Origin of the sequence: Salinibacterium sp. NK8237 (assembly GCF_015864955.1) — a bacterium.
Taxonomy (GTDB): domain Bacteria; phylum Actinomycetota; class Actinomycetes; order Actinomycetales; family Microbacteriaceae; genus Rhodoglobus.
In genome coordinates this window covers 196,946-214,758 of record NZ_JADYWE010000001.1, presented here as the reverse complement: position 1 = coordinate 214,758, position 17,813 = coordinate 196,946, and the positions used below count along the sequence as shown (strand labels likewise).

Here is a 17,813-nt window from a genome sequence, read left to right as displayed (position 1 = left end):
TGTCTGTGACGATGAAAAGAGTGTTTGTGCGCAAGTTTGCAGTGGTGGCCCTCAGCGCCGGAGTTGTTGTCTCGTTGGCCGGCTGTGCCAATGGTCCGTCGATTATCGATGCCTGCACTCCCGCCTATTCTTCTGGCTCCAATTCCGCGTTGGTGACCGCTTCTGGCGATCTCAGCGCCGACCCGGAAGCAGAGTTCCCCACTCCTCTCATCTCGACTGACGTCGAAAATGAGCTCCTCATCGAGGGCGATGGCGACACGGTCGGCGCGGGAGACATCACGACCCTCCAGATCACGATTTACAGCGGCGAAACCGGCGAACAGCTCATCTCCACCGGGCACGACAGCTCCGGGCTGCGCGTGTCCGTCACCGAGGGTGCACCGCACTTCGGCGACATTGCCCAGTGTTCCACCGTCGGTTCGCGCATCATCACCACGGGCACGGCAGGCGACATTCTGGGCACCGAGAATATTGAACAGAACCAGCTCCCGCTAGCTGATGACGACACCATCGTGATGGTAAGCGACGTCGAAAGCCGTTACGCGGGCAAGGCTGATGGAGCGAGCAAGCTCGCACCTGCCGGATTCCCGTCTGTAGTACTGGCCCCGAACGGTCAGCCTGGCTTCACGTTCTCCACTAGCGAGGCTCCGACTGAACTCATGGTGACGGCGCTGAAGGTCGGTTCAGGCGAGACTCTTGCCGAAGGCGACGCCGCAGTGATGCATGTCAGCGGAATCGAGTGGGGTGCTGACTCTACTTTCACTAACAGTTGGGAAGATTCGGGCGTTCCCGGAACCTTCCTCATCGAGAGCACGGAAACTTCCGATACCGGACTTCCGCCTGGACTCACAGAAGCGCTCATCGGTCAAACTGTTGGCTCGCAGGTGCTCATAGTCCTGCCGGCGGATGTCGGCTTCGCTGCCGATGCTCTACCGACGGGCGTTACGAGCGGTGCCACCCTCGTCTTCGTCTTCGACATTCTCGGAATCCAAGAGCAGTAACCGCAACCCACGACACGGCCGGGTGTCAGAGACATAGGATTTGACTCGTGCCAGCACCAAAAGTTCCCAACGAAGAACGGCTCTTTAGCCTCGTTCTGGCGTTGCTCTCTACTGAAAATGGACTCACGAAGAGTGAGATCTTGTCGACGGTGCAGGGTTATCGCCAACGCTTCGTGCACTCGGGGGATAACGCGAACCTAGAACGCCAGTTTGAGCGCGATAAGGACGATATTCGTGAGCTCGGTGTTCCGCTAGAAACGATTGAGCCTCCCGAACAGGCGGGCAATAATCAAAATCTTCGGTATCGCATCCCTCGTGTCGATTACGAACTTCCTGAGGACATCAAGTTTTCGGCGGAGGAATCCACTCTTCTCGGCCTCGCAGCAATGGTGTGGCGAGAGGGCTCGCTGTCAGAGGGTTCGCGCCGTGCCATGGTGAAACTGCGTTCGTTGGGCATTGAGACCGCTGAACCCGTCTTGAGCTATGCACCTCAATTGCGGGTGCGTGACGAATCGTTTGAGCCGCTGCGCGAGGCAATGGATCGTCGGGTGCTGGTCAGCTTCGAATACCTGAAGCCGGGGGAGCAGTCCTCGACCACTCGATTGGTAGCGCCGCTTGCGCTCGTGCAGCATCAGGGCCGCTGGCATCTCTACGCGAAAGACCCTGAAACGGATCAGTTCAAAACATTCCTCTTACGGCGCATCGTGAGCGATATCCAGCGCAGCAAGAAAACGTTTGACTACGTCACGGATGATGCTGCCGCTCAGGCGCTGTCAGGGCTCGAGCAAGTCTGGCAGTCCAATGTCGCCATGTTGCGGGTGGAACCTGGCACCGACGCTGCAACGCGTCTGGGTAAGCGACGTGGAGCAGTTATGCATCCCGATTGCGTGCTCGAAGTCAACTTCACTGATATCAACATCATGGCTGATGAACTCGCCAGCTTCGGCCCCGAGGTCGTTGCGCTATCTCCGCCGACTCTGCGATCCGCAGTTATTGAGCGACTCACGAGAACGGTGGCAGACCATGGTTAAGAAAATTCCGCCGCTGCGCGCCCAAGACAAGCTGGTCTTCTTGCTCGCTCTCGTGCCATTTCTCATGGACCGTGACCGCGTCAGCGTCGCCGAGACCGCCCATCACTTTGGCGTGCCCGAGCAACAGATTCGCGACGCTGTGCGGCTCATCGCCGTCTCGGGCATCCCTGGAGATACCGCCACGTATCAGGCGGGCGATCTTTTCGATATCGCGTGGGATGACTTCGAAGACAACGATCAAATCGTGTTGACCCATCTCGTCGCTATCGATGACACACCGCGTTTTTCTGCGCGCGAAGCTTCTGCCCTCATCGCGGGCTTGCAATACCTCTCTAGCCTGCCTGAGCACGCCGATCGCGCAGCTATCGCGACTCTCACCTCGAAGCTGTCACGGGGCGCGTCTGCGCAGCCAACGGCTGTCGCAGTGGAGTCGAATGCTCTCGATGAGACGCTCGCCCTCATCCGCGAGTCTGTTGCGGCGGGAACCCAGATCGAGTTCGATTACCGCAACTCGCGCGGCGAATCTGAGCGACGCCGTATTGATCCGCTGCGGGTCGAATCAGTGGACGCGGACTGGTACGTCCGCGGCTGGTGTCACTCACGTGAAGATGTGCGCACCTTCCGCTTAGACCGCATCTCGAATCCGGCAATGACGACCGAAGCCATTACGCACACCGCCGGTGACGTGAACCTGCCAGAAACACTCTTTGATACCTCCGCCGAAGACATTGAAGTCACCGTCGAGGTGGCTCGTAGCGCCATCGGCCTTCTTGGTGACTACGTCAGCGAAGATGCGGTTCTCGTACCGGCGGGCAATCGCGTGCAGACGGTGGTTCGTGTTCCCCATTTTCACGGCCTCAAGCGGCTCATCGCTGGCCTTCCCGGCGTTGTGACGGTCGTGGCTCCCGACGAAGCACGCCGTGCCGTTGCCTGCTGGGCTCAGGCCGGGGCAGACCTCTATGCAGAACCGCGACAGGTGTCGTGATGATTGCATGGTGGGGTTGGCTGCTCATTTGGGTAGGACTCGTGCTCATCTTGATCGTCATGCTTGGCGTAATTGCGTGGGTTCTGTTCCGCAAGGCAATGGTTCTCATGAAAGATCTTTCGGATGTCGTTGATAAGACGTCGATGCTGGATGTCGAGTCAGAGAAACTCAGCAAACCCCAAATCGCGATTCTCACCGACATGGCCGAGATTCGCGATCGCCACGAAGCCCAAAAGCGCCATCGAGCTGACCTGAAACTCGCTCGACACGAACGCCGCATCACTCGCGCCAAGTCGATCACCACTCGCGACGCGTCCGCAATGCAATGGCCCAAGGAGTGGTCGTAGGTGGGGTGGGTTTTTGCAGCGGGCCTGATTCTGATTTCTTTACTCTGGTTCGCGACGTGGTTACGCCGCAGAACTATTCGCGCGTATCTGCTCACTGCCGGCTCCCAAACAACAGGTATCAGTAGCGAGTATCGACGCGCACGTCGCGCTCCCAGGATCGCGGTGCGCTACACAGACAACGCCGGAATCGAACGCGTTGCCGTGAAATCGTTAGTGAGCGCGGGTGATGCCCAATTGCTCGCCAAGCCGGCGGTTGTCTTGTATCACCCGAAGTACCGCAGCCGCTCTGACTATGTGCTCCTCGGTTTTGGGCAGCAACCACAGCGATGGTTTCCTGTCGAATTTGCCCGCCGAGATTCCTCCACAAGCTAGCTCTTCGCCGTTCGGTGCACAGAGTCGAATCTAGGTATGATTGCTCAACACAGCCTTTGACCTTTAAGGAAGTTTTTCATGTTCGGTAACGCTCTCAGCGGTTGGCACCTCGTTATTCTCTTGGTTGTCATCCTCTTGCTTTTCGGTGCACCGAAACTTCCCGGTCTTGCGCGCAGTCTCGGCCAGTCGATGCGTATCTTCCGCAGCGAGGTCAAGACCATGAAGGACGAGAACAGCTCTGACGCTCCTGCCGACACTTCGGCGGACTCGAACAGCGACACTCCTCCTAAGCCCTAGCCCCTATGGCAGTTCGCGCCGAGAGGTGGCGTTCCAAGAGTGAAGAACGGATGTCACTCGGCGCGCACCTCATAGAGCTCAAGAAGCGGTTATTCATTTCCGCAATCGCGATCATTGTGACCGCCATTGCCGGCTTTATCTTTGCGAACTTCTTTATTGACGCGTTGCGCGCCCCGATCACCAATATCGCTGATGCAACCGGGCGTGGCGCTGCGCTGAACTACGACGCCGTCACGCAAGCATTCGATATCCGCATGCAGATCGCCTTCACCGTGGCGATCGTCGCCGCGAGCCCAGTCTGGCTGTACCAAGTCTGGGCATTTTTGGTTCCCGGCCTCGTGCGCAAAGAGAAGCAGTATGCAATCGGCTTCTTGGCAACGGCCATTCCGCTATTTCTCGCAGGCTGTGCCGCCGGTTGGTATGTCATGCCCAACATCATCACGCTCATGTTGGGCTTCGCCGGCGATCAAGATCTCTCGAATCTGAACGCGAAGTACTACTACGACTTCATTGTGAAGCTCTTGCTTTCCGTCGGCATCGCTTTCGTTCTTCCCGTTTTCGTGGTGCTGCTCAACTTGGTGGGGGTGCTGTCGGCGAGTGCGATTCTCAAGGGCTGGCGCGTCGCCATCCTGACTATCTGCGTCTTCACCGCCATAGCAACCCCCGCTGCAGACGTGATCTCTATGTTCCTGCTGGCGATCCCGATGATCATTCTCTACTTCATAGCAGCGTTGATCGCTTGGCTTCATGACCGGCGTGCAGCCAAGAAAGCTGCCGCGATTGACGCCGAGTTGCGAGCAGAAGGCTAAGCAATCACCGTTTAGGCTGTAGTCAATGACTGAACTGTCTCCCGCCGAACGGTACGCCGCGGCAAAGAAGCGCCGAGGCTACCCGGTGCTCGAAGCTTTTCGCGCCGGCCAGCGCTTTGATCTCGATGAGTTCCAGATTTCTGCCTGCCAGGTTGTTGAAGACGACAAGAGCGTCCTCGTCGCGGCACCCACCGGTGCCGGCAAGACGATCATCGCTGAGTTCGCTATCTACCGGGCCATGCAGCTCGATGGCCCGAAGGTGTTTTACACCGCGCCCATGAAAGCGCTGAGCAACCAGAAGTTTCAAGAACTCGTCGCCGAATACGGTCCCGAGAATGTGGGACTGCTCACGGGTGACACGAACGTCAACGCCAGCGCGCGCATCGTGGTCATGACCACCGAAGTGCTCCGCAATATGCTGTACGCCAAATCAGACTTGCTCAAGAACCTCAGCACTGTCGTAATGGACGAGGTGCACTTCTTAGGCGATCGCTTCCGCGGCGCCGTGTGGGAAGAGGTGATCATCCATTTGCCTGAGGATGTTCGCATGGTCTCGCTCAGCGCCACTGTGTCGAACGCTGAGGAGTTTGGTGACTGGCTGCAGGCCGTTCGGGGCGATACCGAAGTAATCGTCTCAGAAGAGCGTCCAGTGCCTCTGGAGCAGCACGTGCTCGTGGGCACGAAGCTCATCGATCTTTTCGACTCCTCTGGGCTAGCCGCTACAAACCGGGTGAACCCCGAGCTCGCACAGATGGCCCGCTTCGGAGGTCGCAGCCAGTCTGTCGGCAACCGCCGAAAGAGCGGCCGCCAGAACTCTTACGGCAGTCGCCCGGCACGTTCCCGCATGGATCGCGCGGATGTCGTCGCGATGCTGTCGTCGAAGAACCTTGTGCCAGCCATTTTCTTCATTTTCAGTCGCATGGGCTGCGATCAGGCGGTGAATCAGGTCTTGCGCGCTGGCGTTCGCCTGACGACGGCCGAGGAACGTGACGAGATCCGCGAAATCGTGGAGGCCCGGTGCCGCACCCTTCTCGATGAAGACTTGGCCGTTCTCGGCTACTGGGATTGGCTCAGTGGCCTCGAGCGGGGAGTCGCAGCCCATCACGCTGGTCTCCTTCCTGCTTTCAAAGAGGTTGTCGAAGAGCTGTTTCAGAAGAAGCTTGTTAAGGCTGTTTTTGCGACAGAGACTCTTGCTCTCGGCATCAACATGCCCGCACGCACTGTCGTGCTCGAAAAACTTGAAAAGTTCAACGGTGAAGCACGCGTTCCCATTACACCGGGGGAGTACACCCAACTCACGGGGCGTGCTGGCCGTCGTGGCATCGACATCGAGGGACATTCGGTCATCCAGTGGGTGGATGGGCTCGACCCGCAGGCGGTGGCATCGCTAGCCTCGCGTCGCACCTACCCCTTGAACTCGAGCTTCAAGCCGACCTACAACATGGCCGTGAACCTCATCGAGCTGTTCGGTCGCGAGCACACCCGCGAGATTCTAGAATCGAGTTTCGCGCAATTCCAAGCCGACCGCGCTGTTGTTGATTTGGCCCGCAAGGTTCGTTCGCAGAAGACATCCCTTGAGGGCTATGCCAAGTCGATGGAATGTCACTTGGGCGACTTTGGCGAGTACTCCCGCATCCGTCGCGAACTCAACGATCTTGAAAAGAAGTCGCAGCCCAAGAACGATGCAGGGCACCGCGCTGAGCGTGAACGTCGCCAACGCAAGCTCGCGGACTTGCGTCGCCAGATGCGCAAACACGAGTGTCATGCGTGTCCTGAGCGCGAATCTCACGCACGCTGGGCCGAACGTTGGTGGCGACTTAAGCGCGAGACCGATCAGCTGACAAAGCAAATACAGAACCGCACGGGAGCGGTCGCCAAGATCTTCGACCGCGTCACCGATGTGTTGACCAAGCTCGGCTACATCGAGCCGGGGGCCAACGGCGAGATGACGATCAACTCCTACGGCCGAACACTGCGACGCATCTACGGAGAACGCGATCTCCTCGTCGCCGAATCTCTTCGACACGGGTTCTGGAACGACCTCGACGCTCCTTCCTTGGCCGCAATGGCCACGACGTTGGTGTACGAACCCCGTCGTGACGAAGGTGACCTCAGCGATCGCTACCTGCCGCGCGGTGCCTTCCGTGAGGCCTTCGACAAGACGACCACGCTCTGGGCAGAACTCGATGATCTCGAGCGTGACAACCGTCTCCCGGGCAGCCAACCGCTCGCGGCCGGCCTCGCGCTCGCTATGTACCGCTGGGCGAATGGAGCCAACCTTGACTCCGTGCTCGACCTTGCGGATATGGCGGCTGGCGACTTTGTGCGCGTCACCAAGCAGACCATCGACCTTCTCGATCAGCTGTCGGTTGTGGCTGACGGCAACGTCGGCCCGACCGCGCGTAAGGCACTCGACGCTATCCGGCGCGGAATCGTCGCCTACAGTTCTGTCGCTTAGGCTCGAACACGTGATGCCCGATAAACCCGTTGTTGTGCTGCCATTCTGGGCTGCGATTGTGGTGGCCGTGGCATCCGGCCCTATTTTGGATGCCGGGTTCCCAGACAAGAGCGTCTGGCCGATGACCTTTGTCGGCATCGCGCTCGTGCTCATCGCCCTTCGCGGCCGGAGCTCCCGTGGGGCGTTTCTCGTCGGCTTTCTCGGCGGTTTCGCGTTCTATCTGACGCACATTTCCTGGGCATCTCTCTTTCTGGGCCCTGTGCCGATGCTGGCACTCTCGTTTCTCGAGTCGCTGTTCGTCGCGCTCGGCGGGCTCGCAATCACGCTGGCCTATCGCTGGTTGCCGCGCGCCTTTGGAGCGGGCTGGGGCGCGACGCTCGGCCTCGCCGTCGTCGTTTCGGGCCTCTGGACGGCGCGCGAAGCGTGGATGAGTGTGTGGCCCTATGGCGGCTTCTCGTGGGGCCGCGTTGCTCTTTCCCAGTCGGAGAGCCCACTGGCAGCCCTCTTCCCGTGGCTCGGAGTCTCGGGCGTCAGCTTCGTGCTGGTTCTTGTCGTCGCGCTTTCGCTTGCCGCCGCCGAATACACCTGGCGTCACCACCGCGAACTTCCCTTGGATGCACGCGCTCAGCATGTCTCGCGAGCGCTGCGCACTGCTTTCGTGCCGGTCGCTGTTTTCGCGATCCTCGTGAACGTGCCCTCGTGGCACGCGACCCTCGATGGCACACTCCGCGTCGGGGCCGTCCAAGGCAACGGAAAAGCCGCCTATTTCGACGAGCGTGAGACCGGCGACCTACTTCAGGCGCAACTCACCGCCACCGAGCCTCTCTACGGCCAAGACCTCGATCTCGTGGTGTGGCCTGAGGGCGGCACCGATCTCTCGCCGCTGAGCAATAGTTACGCGGCAGCAGCCTTCGATTACGTCGTCGATAACGCCAACGCACCGCTGATTTCGGGTGACATCACCGAACGCGACGGCAACATTTACAACAGTCAACTGCTGTGGATGCCCGGGGAGGGCGTCGTCGATATCTACGACAAGCGCCATCCCGTTCCCTTTGGCGAATATGTGCCCAACCGTGAAATCTGGGAACAGTTTGCTCCCGACCTCATCGGTCTCATCGGTCGTGACTATTCGATCGGCACCACCGATATGGTCTTCGATGTGAACGGTGTCACTCTCGGCGTCAACATTTGTTTCGATATCGTCGACGATCAGATCCTTACTGAATCCGTCGAGCAGGGCGCACAACTCATCATCGCGTCATCCAACAACGCCGATTTCGGACTCACCGACGAGAGTGCTCAACAGTTAGCGATGGCCCGCATTCGCGCTCTTGAGCTCGGGCGCAGCGTTGTGAACATTTCAACCGTGGGGTTGAGCGCGATCATCGCCCCCGACGGCACCACGATTGCAGAAGTGCCGTGGTACACCGCAGCCACCATGGTCGAGGACGTACCGCTCTCCACCAGCATCACACCCGCCGTATGGTGGGGCCGCGAGCTTGAGTGGCTTGTATCAGGAATTGGACTCGGCGCACTCATCGTCGCAGCAGTGGCCGGTCGGAGAAAGAATGCCTAACGTCGTCGTGGTCGTGCCGACCTATAACGAGATTGAGAACATTTCCTCGATAGTCGGCCGGCTCAGGCAAGCGGTGCCCCGTGCGCACGTTCTCGTGGTGGATGATTCGAGTCCCGATGGCACCGGGGAGCGCGCTGAAGAGCTAGCTGCAGCCGATCCGGGCATCATGGTGCTCCATCGCGACCAGAAAGAGGGACTAGGCAAGGCCTATCTCGCTGGCTTCGCGCTGGCGCTTGAGCGGGGCTACGACTACATTGCAGAAATTGATGCCGATGGTTCGCATGACCCGTCGGAGCTTCCCGCGATGATTGCTCTCGCCAAGGCAGGCAACGATCTTGTCATCGGGTCACGCTGGGTTCCGGGTGGTTCCGTTAAGAACTGGCCATGGTTCCGGCACAGCATCTCGCGAATGGGCAACTCCTACGCTCGCATGGTGCTGCACTCCGACATCCGGGACATTACAGCGGGATTCCGCGTGTTCCGTGCGAGCGCGCTCAGAGAACTAGGTCTCGACGGCGTCTCGTCGCAGGGCTACTGCTTTCAAGTAGAAATGGCCTGGAACTTGGAACGTGCGGGCTACCGAGTGGCGGAGCATCCGATCACATTCGTTGAGCGCTCAACAGGCCGATCAAAAATGCATGCAGGAATTGTTGCAGAGGCACTGTTCAGGGTCACCGGCTGGGGGATAGCGGCGACCCTGAAGACAGTACATCGTTAGTTAGGCGCCGATCTTCTGCTGGCCGCGACGGGCACGCAAGAAGTCGAGACGCTCTTGGAGAAGTTCTTCCAATTCGGGGCGGGTGCGACGTTCGAGAAGCATGTCCCAGTGGCTACGGGGAACCTTCACGTCGACCTCATCAAGCTCTACCAGCTCGCCGTTGTCATCAAGGAGTGTTCCTTCGTGACCCGTCTTGGCGTCAAGCCACTGCTGGGGAACTTCGGCGTCAGACGAAAACATCACTTCAAACGTGGTGCCGTCCGCCGCCTTGTATACGCTCTTTTTCCGCGGGGAAAACTCGACACCCTCTTCGCTCTGTAAGCTCTGGGTACCAAGTCTCATGCCGCGCAAGCTGCGATCTGCCATCGTGTGGCCTCCTTCAATTCGCGGTTTCTACAAGTAATAAACCCTCTTGCTGAACGTATGCTTCCAAGGGCGCACTGTTCACAGCGACTTGTCAGCATTTGCCAACATATTCGCTGCCCCAAAGTGGAGTGTGCGCCGCCTGGATCAGGCGCGCGATTTCACAACTTCGAGGGCTAGGTCTGCTCGATCGGTGACGATTCCATCCACACCGAGGTCGAGCAGGTGACGCATTCGCTGCGGTTCATTGATAGTCCAGACGTGCATCTCGAGTCCGAGAGTGTGCACGCGGTCGATCATCCGCTGAGTGGTCACACGCAACCCTAGTGCCTTCTCGGGTACTTGGATGGCAACTAATCCACTGAGGGCGCGGCGCACGGCCGGCGAAATCCCCGTCTTAGCACTCAGCAGAGCCAGAATGAAGCGCCGAGCGGATGCTGAACTCGCTACGCCGGGCAATTGTTCGACGGTCGCGGCGCGGCGCGCTTCGTCAAAGGACGTCACGAGAACCCGATCGATCGCGTTGAGATCGCGAATCGCGCGCGCGGTCGGAAGCACCGCACCCTTGTTCTTGACGTCAATATTGAAGCGCGTCTCAGGGAAAGCGTCGAGGGCCTCACTCAAAGCGCAAAACCCTTGGCCTTCGCCCAAATCGATCCGTCGCAACTCTGCCATGGTGAGCTGGTCGACCATGATTTTGCGGCCAGCGACGCGAGTGAGACTCGGGTCGTGAGCTACGACAGATACACCGTCGAGACTGACATGAACATCCGTTTCGATGTATTGCGCACCCGCCGCGACTGCTTTCGCGAACGCGAGAAGCGTGTTCTCGGGTGCTTCCACCGCAAGCCCCCGGTGCGCAAGCACACGGGGGCGTGCGGGGGAGAGGAACGACGAGTTGGCGCTAACGCGCGACTGGTCCTTTGCCACTAAAGAATCCTTCACCAATGCCCTTGAGCGCTTCCGTCAGTTCAGACGGGATAATCCACATCTTGTTGGAATCACCTTCTGCAATCTTAGGTAGCGTCTGAAGGTACTCGTACGCCAGCAGCTTCGGGTCAGGGTCGCCCTCGTGAATCGCAGCGAACACAGTCTTGATAGCCGCAGCTTCACCATCAGCACGCAGCACGGCAGCTTTAGCTTCACCTTCAGCCTCAAGGATCGCTGCCTGGCGCGAACCCTCCGCTTCGAGAATCGCGGCCTGCTTGGTTCCCTCGGCGGTCAAGATCTGCGCACGGCGGTCACGCTCGGCACGCATCTGCTTTTCCATCGAATCTTGGATCGAGAGGGGCGGGTCAATAGCCTTCAGCTCAACGCGACCCACGCGAATGCCCCACTTGCCTGTTGCTTCGTCGAGAACAACGCGCAGTTGCGAGTTAATGTTGTCGCGGCTCGTAAGCGCCTGTTCAAGGTTGAGGCCACCCACGACGTTTCGCAGCGTCGTGGTCGTCAGCTGTTCGACGGCCCCGAGATAGTTGCCGATCTCGTAGGTGGCTGCACGGGCATCCGTCACTTGGAAGAAGACGACGGTGTCGATAGAGACGACAAGGTTGTCTTCGGTGATGACCGGCTGCGGGGGGAACGAGACAACCTGTTCGCGCAAATCGATAAGGGGCAGCATCCGGTCGATAAAGGGAACGAGAATGTTGAGGCCGGGCAGCAAGGTCTTGCGGTACTTGCCTAGGCGTTCAACAACTCCGGCACGCGCCTGCGGAACAATGCGGATCGCACGGAACAACGTGACAATCACGAAGATCGCAAGAACGACGAGCAGAATAATCACAAAGATCTGGCCTACGAAGCCAGCAGGATCAGTCACTTTTCTTCCTTTCTCGGCGATTTTTTGATCGCTCGAGGTTGAGTGGAGCCGAGTTTGGCAGATTCAAGAACTACGACGGCAATGGCACCTTCAATGTCGGTGACCGCAACACGTTTGCCGACGGGAACCGCCGAGGGTGGCGAACTGTCGCCGATGCGGGCAGTCCACGTTTCACCGTTGTCGAGCTTGACCTCACCGATGCCGTTGGCGAACGGACCTGTGACGCGTCCGCCGAGATCGAAGAGAGCGTCGACGTTGCTCTTTGCAGGGTCGGCTCCCTTTTCGAGATTCATCAGCAAAACAGGCCTAATGGTGAAAATAAGAAGACCCGAGATCGCTGCAGCGAGAGCGATCTGGATGTACCACGGCCAGCCCAGAAGATTGGAGCCGAGCCCACCAATGAGGGAGCCCGCGGAGATCATGAGGAACGTGAATTCGAGAGTCATGACTTCGATCACTATGAACAACACGACCAGGGCAAGCCAGAGAATCCAGAGGTACTGGGTCAGATCAATAAGCATTGTTCCGGCGCCCTTCATCGTTGCGCAGTTCGACAAATCTTCAGTGTCGACGCTAGCACTTACCTCACTGCACAGCACGGCATTGACCGCTAAAGTCGTAGGGTGAATAGCGATACTTCGAATCCTCTGGCAGCCCACTCGCTCGATGGCGCTCGCGCGCTCATTACTGGTTCTTCGCGGGGGATTGGCGCCGACACCGCCGCCTATTTCGCCGAAGCCGGCGCCCGTGTCGCCGTGAACTACCGCAATAAAGAGGCTCGCGCCCTCAAGCTCGTCGCTCAGCTCAATGAGACAGACGGTTCGGCTATCGCCATTGGTGCCGACCTCACTGACCCCGAGACTGTTTCTGCCCTGTTCGAGACGGTGAAGGCCGAGTTCGGTGGCCTTGAGATTCTGGTGCTCAACGCATCCGGAGGCATGGAAGGCGGCATGGCTGAGGACTACGCCATGAAGCTCAACCGCGACGCTCAAGTCAATTTCTTGAAGACCATGATGCCGCTGTTGCACGAAGGATCACGCGTCGTTTTCGTGACAAGCCACCAGGCGCACTTCATCCGCACCGTTGAGACGATGCCCGAGTATGTTCCGGTTGCTCTCAGCAAGCGTGCCGGCGAAGATGCGCTTCGCGAATTGATTCCTGAGCTTGAAGCCAAGGGCATTGGCTTCGTCGTTGTCTCCGGCGACATGATCGAGGGAACCATCACGGCAACGCTGCTACAGCGCGCCAACCCTGGAGCGATCGAAGCTCGCAAAGAGGCCGCTGGCCGGTTGTACAACGTGAGCGAGTTCGCCGCCGAGGTTGCCTCTGCAGCAGTAGAACCAGTTCCCGAAAACAACACCCGCTACGTCGGCGACGTTTCAGACTTTCTCAACAAGTAGCGACCCGCGGATGCCGGTGAACCGAGCTACCAGTCGCGTGCTGCTGTTCGACCGCGAACAGCGCTTCTTGCTCTTTCTGACGAAGGCGCCGGATACCAGCGGTGTCGCGCGCTGGCTGACGCCGGGTGGCGGCGTGGACCCGGGGGAGTCTCATCATGAGGCTGCCGTGCGCGAGCTCGAAGAAGAAACCGGGCTTGTTATCGAAGATCTCGGTGCGCCTGTGTGGTCGCACGACTTCGTCGTGGAGTGGGATGACGCTGATCACGACACCGGGCACGCCGTTTTCTATCGGGTGGTGGTTGACACCTTCGTGCCGTCTCAAGAATTCTGGACAGATGACGAACGCGTTGACGTGCTCGAACACCGCTGGTGGACTCTCGAAGAGCTGATGGCGACATCGGATCGCTATGAACCGGCCGAGCTTGAACAGCTCGTCCGGTCGCAGCGCTAGCCGCGGCGCAGCAGCACAAAGAACCGGTGCACTACTCGGAGGGCTTCCAGTCAGCTTCGAGCTGATCTGCCCACTCGCCAAACGCCGCATCGCCCGTGAGGCGCGCGAGCGTATTGAGCTGCCACGAATGGATGACGTGATACTTCTTGTCTTGCCACCGTTCGCGCGCACAGAAATCGTCTTGCACGCAGTAATACGAAATCTCTCCTGGTTTGCGAATCTGTTGCATGATGTTGAGCACCGTTGTTGCGCCACCGTCGATGTAGCGGGCGACCTCTTGATCTTGAGTGAAATTCCAGTAGTCGTAGAGGCCAAAGATGGCGAAGATTTGGCCGTTGAGAACCATGAGCGGATGTTGGTCGCCGGCGTACTCTTCGAACCAGAGATGGTCGTCATCGATGAACGTCGACCAGGGCTCGGTGGCTGACGGCTCTTGCTGAAAACTTGCCCACGTGTGGTCGGCCGCGGTTGCCCACTGCTCCTCGCCCGTCGTTTGTGCGAGACGAGTGAACAAACTCAGAGCTTGCCCCTGAGCCATTCCAGACCACCACGGGGCCGTGAGTGTCCTGTCTTCGTAGGTCCAGTCGAATGAGTAGGGGTACCACCAGCCCTCTCCTCGCTCCATTCGCATCGCGACGAGTTGTTCGGCTTGCCTTGCAGCGCGGTCGAGCCACAGCGGATCTCCCGAGCTCTCGTACTCCATTAACGCCGATATGCCGTACTGCGCGTACACAACCGGGTGATCTGCCCGTACGTCAGCGGAGTTGCGTTCGTAGTAGATAGCCAGCCCGGTGTCATCGAGATCGCGGCCATGAACGTCGGCGGGCGCCCTGTCAGAATATGGGGCATCAGCATCCGTCGATAGCGAGAATCCCGTCGTCGTCCACGACCATTCGTCGACCGTCGGCGGCGCCGGTATCGATGGAACGGCCGGTGTCGAGGGCGGCGAACAACCGGCCACGACACTCAGTACGAGAGCGAGCGAAATACCAAGAAGAGCTCGAGTTGCTCGACGACGAATCATGCTTCAATAGTACAGTATTCCTCACAATCCACTCGCCCTGGGGCGCACTCGCGCCACGCCACCTCAGCACTCGAGTCATGCAGCGCAAGCCCGATTTCGTACCTTGCAATGCTGTCTGATTTTTTTTCATTATTGCTTTGCGAACGGCTTTATACGCTCATACACTGGGGGTAGGCGCGCGCATGGGGGAGTGGCGGTCGATTGCACAGCGCTCTTTCTGGGCCCGCTCGCTTGGTCCGCACCTGACGAGAAGAGATTGATCAATGACGCGCTCCCTGCCTCGCTACACCGCAGCAGACCTTGAGTATTTGAATACCGTCACATTCTCAAACATCACGAACGATGATGCCGTTGCCTTAGGCCTCTGCGCGATCGAGGTTATCCAAGAGTGGAAGCTCAATTTGGCGGTCGAAATCGTCGTGAACGACGACGTGCTGTTCAAAGCCAAGCTCAAGGATACGAATCGGGACAACGATCTCTGGTTAACAGGTAAATCCGCGGTCGCGGTGCGCTTCAAAGAGCCCTCGCTCCTCGTCAAACTGCGGCACCTAGAAGCTGGCTCTCCGTTTGAAAACCGGGCAGATATCGACCACGGAAAGTTCAAGGCGCACGGCGGGTCAATCCCACTGCGCGTCGGTGACGATGTCGTTGGCACCATCACGATGTCGGGGGAGCCGGATGCTCTCGACCATGAAGCCGCCGCCGAGGCTCTAGCGCGATTCAGCAGGGGCCGCGAAGCTGCCCCGGGCCACACGCGATCGCCAGGGGAGTGAAATGAGTATTATTCACGGTGGATCGAGCTTGGCCGTGGCGGCTGCAACGCTGATCGCTCTGAGCGGATGCACCAGCAGCCCCCAGACGAGCATTGTTGGAGAGTCGCGCGCAGCTACGCCAGTGCAGACTGAAAACGACTCCGTTATGTCAGAAATACCTGATCTGTTGGAATTTGACACCCGAGACGAAGACATTCTGGCCACCACCACGAATGCAGCCGAATTTATTGACGCATCACCTTTCACGCCAACGACGGCGCGTATCGCCGTGTACTCAGACTGCGTCGGCACCGGCAGTATGACAATCGCAATCAGCAACGTTGCACAGTCGACACACGAGTGTCGTCAGGGCTCAGACAAGACAGCACACCGCGACGAGATGGACATTGACCCCAACGGCAGCTATTCCATCAGCGTAAACACCGACGCCGAACAGCTGTGGACGGTTACGGTCGTGAGCGTGCTGCCGCAGTAGCGCCCACGACGCGGCCCCTCTCGAATCCATATTCCGTATCCGATAATGCACATTATGTCAGCTTGCCTGAATTCGGAGCAGCAGCACGCTTGAGCGGCTCCCTCTCGCCACGACGCCCCGCCGGCGTCGCCCCAGCCAGACCTCTAGCCGCGGTGAAAGGTAATGGGCGGCTGATGTCTCGCTAGCGAGAACAGCGCACGAATGACCGCAACGGGCACGACGACCCACGCTCCGAGAATTGTCCCCATCTCGTACGCCACGCTACTTCCAGGATGTGGACTGCCTTTCAGGCGCGCACGCAAGGAACTCAGAGGGATTCCGACGGCATTCCCCCACATCATCATTCGGGTAGCGCCGAGAACGCCGAGCGCCTCCTCGCGGCCGTAGAGTTGCACCAGCTGATCCCAGGCATCCTCATCAGGATGCCCCTCGGTATCCGCATAGTGTTGAGCGAACCCGATCCCCGCGAGCTCCCGGTCAGGCGCTCCTTGCGTGACGCCACCGAGAAGATTGCGAACCTCGTTCGAATCGATTCCGGCATCCAGTGCAAACTTGGCGTGTCCGTAAGCACAAATGGCGCAGCCGTTGACTTCGGTTACCGCGAGCATAATTCGGGAGGTGCGCTTCTCCCCCACAGTCTTTCGAAAGTTGCGGAAGTACCGAGACGTCAGAGTGGCATCGTGAGTGATCTGGTAAATATCACGCAGAGAGAAACGTCGATTCGCGCGCATTGACCACACGTCAAAAGGCCGCGCCTGCTTCTGCGACTCGTTAGTGGTCGAAAAACTCTCGCCAGTCGACACTTGGTTGCCTCTCTTCACTCGCGGTCCGCCCGACGCTCGCTGGGCTTCCTTCCACAATATACCCCCTAGGGTATTTTATTCAATCCGACGAGGGGTTAGGCATTGTGATGACGATGGAGCCCGAGGCATTGCCGCTGCGGAGATCTGAGATCGCGACGTCGACCTCGTCAAAGGGATACGTCGTCACCGTCGGACGAATCGCTAAGTTGTGCGCGAGCGTAAGGAAGGTTGCGCCGTCGGCACGGGTATTGGCGGTGACAGTGCGCAGATCTCGTTCATTGAAGAGGTCAGCTTGGTAGTTCATGGCGGGAATATCCGTCATATGGATGCCCGCCAGCACCACCGTTCCACCGCGTTTCGTCGCGGCTAGCGCAACCGGCACGAACTCCCCCACCGGGGCAAACACAATTGCCGCATCCAGTTTCTCTGGCGGTTCTTCGGTCTCGTCGCCCACAAACGCCGAGCCGATACTTCGCGCCAAGTCTTGGTTTGCGCCGCCACGGGTCATCGCGTAGATCGTCGCTCCGGCCGCCTGGGCGATCTGGGCGGTGATATGGCCGCTGGAACCATAGCCATAGATTCCGAGCTTTCCGCCATCCGGCAATGCCGCCCGGGAAAGCGCCCGGTAACCAATGATTCCCGCACAGAGCAGGGGTGCGACCTCTACCGCGTTGACATCGGCAGGAAGGAGATAGGCGAACGCTTCGGGAACAGTGGCGTATTCGGCGAAACCACCATCAGCATCCCACCCGGTGTATTCGGAGTTTGGGCAGAGGTTCTCGCGCCCACTCCGGCACCACTCGCAGACGCCGCACGTACGTCGAAGCCAGGCGACTCCCACGGTGTCGCCGATGCTCAATTGCTTCACCTGATCACCAAGGGCGACAACCGTTCCCACGACCTGGTGGCCCGGCGTGACGTGAGGTGTGTGGGTCTCAAGTTCCTGATCGACCACATGAAGGTCAGTGCGGCAGAGCCCGCACACAATTACTTGCACGACAACTTCATCGGCGTCTGGCATGGGTTTTGGCTTAGTACCAAGACTGATTGACCCTGGTGACTCTCCTGTGATCCACGCCTTCATCTGTTCCATTGGATGCTCCCACTT

At 59.0% G+C, this 17,813-nt stretch carries 21 protein-coding genes; 14 read left to right on the top strand and 7 right to left on the bottom strand.

Annotation, left to right across the window (positions count from 1 at the left end):
- Positions 1-11 precede the first annotated feature (11 nt).
- The 10 genes from I6E56_RS01110 to I6E56_RS01065 all read left to right on the top strand — a co-directional run bounded on the left by I6E56_RS01110 (position 12) and on the right by I6E56_RS01065 (position 9,597).
- A complete protein-coding gene (locus I6E56_RS01110) occupies positions 12-1,001 on the top strand; it encodes an FKBP-type peptidyl-prolyl cis-trans isomerase (protein ID WP_231606201.1) in 990 nt (329 codons plus the stop codon).
- Positions 1,002-1,048: 47 nt separating this feature from the next.
- Positions 1,049-2,032 carry a YafY family protein gene (locus I6E56_RS01105; RefSeq protein WP_197135499.1) on the top strand — a complete coding sequence of 328 codons (984 nt, stop codon included), beginning with the start codon at positions 1,049-1,051 and terminating at the stop codon, positions 2,030-2,032.
- Positions 2,025-3,017: a YafY family protein gene (locus I6E56_RS01100; RefSeq protein WP_197135498.1), complete on the top strand. Its 993-nt coding sequence runs from the start codon at positions 2,025-2,027 to the stop codon at positions 3,015-3,017. The genes I6E56_RS01105 and I6E56_RS01100 overlap by 8 nt, the downstream gene beginning before the upstream one ends.
- Positions 3,017-3,364 carry a hypothetical protein gene (locus tag I6E56_RS01095; protein ID WP_197135497.1) on the top strand — a complete coding sequence of 116 codons (348 nt, stop codon included), beginning with the start codon at positions 3,017-3,019 and terminating at the stop codon, positions 3,362-3,364. The genes I6E56_RS01100 and I6E56_RS01095 overlap by 1 nt, the downstream gene beginning before the upstream one ends.
- Positions 3,365-3,526: 162 nt before the next feature.
- Positions 3,527-3,736, top strand: a complete 210-nt coding sequence (locus tag I6E56_RS14940; protein ID WP_231606200.1) for a hypothetical protein — start codon at positions 3,527-3,529, stop codon at positions 3,734-3,736.
- 78 nt (positions 3,737-3,814) lie between these two features.
- The gene (tatA, locus tag I6E56_RS01085; protein ID WP_197135495.1) at positions 3,815-4,033 is read left to right on the top strand and encodes a Sec-independent protein translocase subunit TatA; all 219 of its coding nucleotides are present in this window, start codon (positions 3,815-3,817) and stop codon (positions 4,031-4,033) included.
- Between the two features lie 50 nt (positions 4,034-4,083).
- Positions 4,084-4,842 carry a twin-arginine translocase subunit TatC gene (tatC, locus tag I6E56_RS01080; protein WP_197135494.1) on the top strand — a complete coding sequence of 253 codons (759 nt, stop codon included), beginning with the start codon at positions 4,084-4,086 and terminating at the stop codon, positions 4,840-4,842.
- Between the two features lie 25 nt (positions 4,843-4,867).
- Positions 4,868-7,300, top strand: coding sequence for an RNA helicase (locus tag I6E56_RS01075; protein ID WP_197135493.1), 2,433 nt, complete (start codon positions 4,868-4,870; stop codon positions 7,298-7,300).
- A 13-nt stretch (positions 7,301-7,313) separates the two neighbouring features.
- Positions 7,314-8,879, top strand: a complete 1,566-nt coding sequence (gene lnt / locus I6E56_RS01070) for an apolipoprotein N-acyltransferase (protein WP_197135492.1) — start codon at positions 7,314-7,316, stop codon at positions 8,877-8,879.
- Positions 8,872-9,597 (top strand): polyprenol monophosphomannose synthase, encoded by a 726-nt coding sequence (locus tag I6E56_RS01065; RefSeq protein ID WP_197135491.1) that lies wholly within the window; start codon positions 8,872-8,874, stop codon positions 9,595-9,597. Before lnt ends, I6E56_RS01065 begins: the two co-directional genes overlap by 8 nt.
- Here the strand turns inward: I6E56_RS01065 and I6E56_RS01060 are convergent, their stop codons facing one another.
- The 4 genes from I6E56_RS01060 to I6E56_RS01045 all read right to left on the bottom strand — a co-directional run bounded on the left by I6E56_RS01060 (position 9,598) and on the right by I6E56_RS01045 (position 12,300).
- Complete coding sequence (locus I6E56_RS01060) at positions 9,598-9,963, bottom strand: RNA polymerase-binding protein RbpA (RefSeq protein WP_197105583.1); 366 nt, start codon at positions 9,961-9,963, stop codon at positions 9,598-9,600.
- Between the two features lie 144 nt (positions 9,964-10,107).
- Entirely contained in the window at positions 10,108-10,890 is a 783-nt protein-coding gene (locus I6E56_RS01055; RefSeq protein ID WP_197135490.1) for a glycerophosphodiester phosphodiesterase family protein, read from the bottom strand.
- Positions 10,865-11,779: an SPFH domain-containing protein gene (locus I6E56_RS01050; protein ID WP_197135489.1), complete on the bottom strand. Its 915-nt coding sequence runs from the start codon at positions 11,777-11,779 to the stop codon at positions 10,865-10,867. Before I6E56_RS01050 ends, I6E56_RS01055 begins: the two co-directional genes overlap by 26 nt.
- Positions 11,776-12,300 (bottom strand): NfeD family protein, encoded by a 525-nt coding sequence (locus I6E56_RS01045; RefSeq protein ID WP_231606198.1) that lies wholly within the window; start codon positions 12,298-12,300, stop codon positions 11,776-11,778. Before I6E56_RS01045 ends, I6E56_RS01050 begins: the two co-directional genes overlap by 4 nt.
- Before the next feature lie 102 nt (positions 12,301-12,402).
- On the opposite strand from I6E56_RS01045, the gene I6E56_RS01040 reads away from it, so the two are divergent.
- The gene (locus I6E56_RS01040; protein ID WP_197135488.1) at positions 12,403-13,179 is read left to right on the top strand and encodes an SDR family oxidoreductase; all 777 of its coding nucleotides are present in this window, start codon (positions 12,403-12,405) and stop codon (positions 13,177-13,179) included.
- 10 nt (positions 13,180-13,189) lie between these two features.
- Positions 13,190-13,630 (top strand): NUDIX hydrolase, encoded by a 441-nt coding sequence (locus I6E56_RS01035; protein ID WP_197135487.1) that lies wholly within the window; start codon positions 13,190-13,192, stop codon positions 13,628-13,630.
- 31 nt (positions 13,631-13,661) lie between these two features.
- Here I6E56_RS01035 and I6E56_RS01030 read toward each other — a convergent pair whose 3' ends face one another.
- Positions 13,662-14,654 carry a D-glucuronyl C5-epimerase family protein gene (locus I6E56_RS01030; protein WP_197135486.1) on the bottom strand — a complete coding sequence of 331 codons (993 nt, stop codon included), beginning with the start codon at positions 14,652-14,654 and terminating at the stop codon, positions 13,662-13,664.
- A gap of 263 nt (positions 14,655-14,917) precedes the next feature.
- Between I6E56_RS01030 and I6E56_RS01025 the strand changes: the two genes are divergently transcribed.
- Both I6E56_RS01025 and I6E56_RS01020 read left to right on the top strand, forming a co-directional pair.
- Entirely contained in the window at positions 14,918-15,427 is a 510-nt protein-coding gene (locus I6E56_RS01025) for a heme-binding protein (protein ID WP_197135485.1), read from the top strand.
- Position 15,428: 1 nt separating this feature from the next.
- A complete protein-coding gene (locus I6E56_RS01020; RefSeq protein ID WP_197135484.1) occupies positions 15,429-15,902 on the top strand; it encodes a hypothetical protein in 474 nt (157 codons plus the stop codon).
- Positions 15,903-16,045: 143 nt separating this feature from the next.
- On the opposite strand, the gene I6E56_RS01015 is transcribed toward I6E56_RS01020, so the two are convergent.
- A complete protein-coding gene (locus I6E56_RS01015) occupies positions 16,046-16,705 on the bottom strand; it encodes a hypothetical protein (protein WP_197135483.1) in 660 nt (219 codons plus the stop codon).
- Between the two features lie 79 nt (positions 16,706-16,784).
- On the bottom strand, positions 16,785-17,789 hold the full coding sequence (locus I6E56_RS01010; protein ID WP_197137958.1) for a zinc-dependent alcohol dehydrogenase family protein: 1,005 nt from the start codon (positions 17,787-17,789) through the stop codon (positions 16,785-16,787).
- Positions 17,790-17,813 lie beyond the last annotated feature (24 nt).

Excerpts from the sequence above, each read along its gene's own strand:
- I6E56_RS01045 (WP_231606198.1), bottom strand. The coding sequence starts at position 12,300 with ATGCTTATTGATCTGACCCAGTACCTCTGGATTCTCTGGCTTGCCCTG.
- I6E56_RS01065 (WP_197135491.1), top strand. The coding sequence starts at position 8,872 with ATGCCTAACGTCGTCGTGGTCGTGCCGACCTATAACGAGATTGAGAAC.
- I6E56_RS01100 (WP_197135498.1), top strand. The coding sequence starts at position 2,025 with ATGGTTAAGAAAATTCCGCCGCTGCGCGCCCAAGACAAGCTGGTCTTC.
- I6E56_RS01110 (WP_231606201.1), top strand. The coding sequence starts at position 12 with ATGAAAAGAGTGTTTGTGCGCAAGTTTGCAGTGGTGGCCCTCAGCGCC.
- I6E56_RS01010 (WP_197137958.1), bottom strand. The coding sequence starts at position 17,789 with ATGAAGGCGTGGATCACAGGAGAGTCACCAGGGTCAATCAGTCTTGGT.
- I6E56_RS01060 (WP_197105583.1), bottom strand. The coding sequence starts at position 9,963 with ATGGCAGATCGCAGCTTGCGCGGCATGAGACTTGGTACCCAGAGCTTA.
- I6E56_RS01030 (WP_197135486.1), bottom strand. The coding sequence starts at position 14,654 with ATGATTCGTCGTCGAGCAACTCGAGCTCTTCTTGGTATTTCGCTCGCT.
- lnt (WP_197135492.1), top strand. The coding sequence starts at position 7,314 with ATGCCCGATAAACCCGTTGTTGTGCTGCCATTCTGGGCTGCGATTGTG.
- I6E56_RS01095 (WP_197135497.1), top strand. The coding sequence starts at position 3,017 with ATGATTGCATGGTGGGGTTGGCTGCTCATTTGGGTAGGACTCGTGCTC.
- I6E56_RS01035 (WP_197135487.1), top strand. The coding sequence starts at position 13,190 with ATGCCGGTGAACCGAGCTACCAGTCGCGTGCTGCTGTTCGACCGCGAA.
- I6E56_RS01075 (WP_197135493.1), top strand. The coding sequence starts at position 4,868 with ATGACTGAACTGTCTCCCGCCGAACGGTACGCCGCGGCAAAGAAGCGC.
- tatC (WP_197135494.1), top strand. The coding sequence starts at position 4,084 with ATGTCACTCGGCGCGCACCTCATAGAGCTCAAGAAGCGGTTATTCATT.
- I6E56_RS01020 (WP_197135484.1), top strand. The coding sequence starts at position 15,429 with ATGAGTATTATTCACGGTGGATCGAGCTTGGCCGTGGCGGCTGCAACG.
- tatA (WP_197135495.1), top strand. The coding sequence starts at position 3,815 with ATGTTCGGTAACGCTCTCAGCGGTTGGCACCTCGTTATTCTCTTGGTT.
- I6E56_RS01025 (WP_197135485.1), top strand. The coding sequence starts at position 14,918 with ATGACGCGCTCCCTGCCTCGCTACACCGCAGCAGACCTTGAGTATTTG.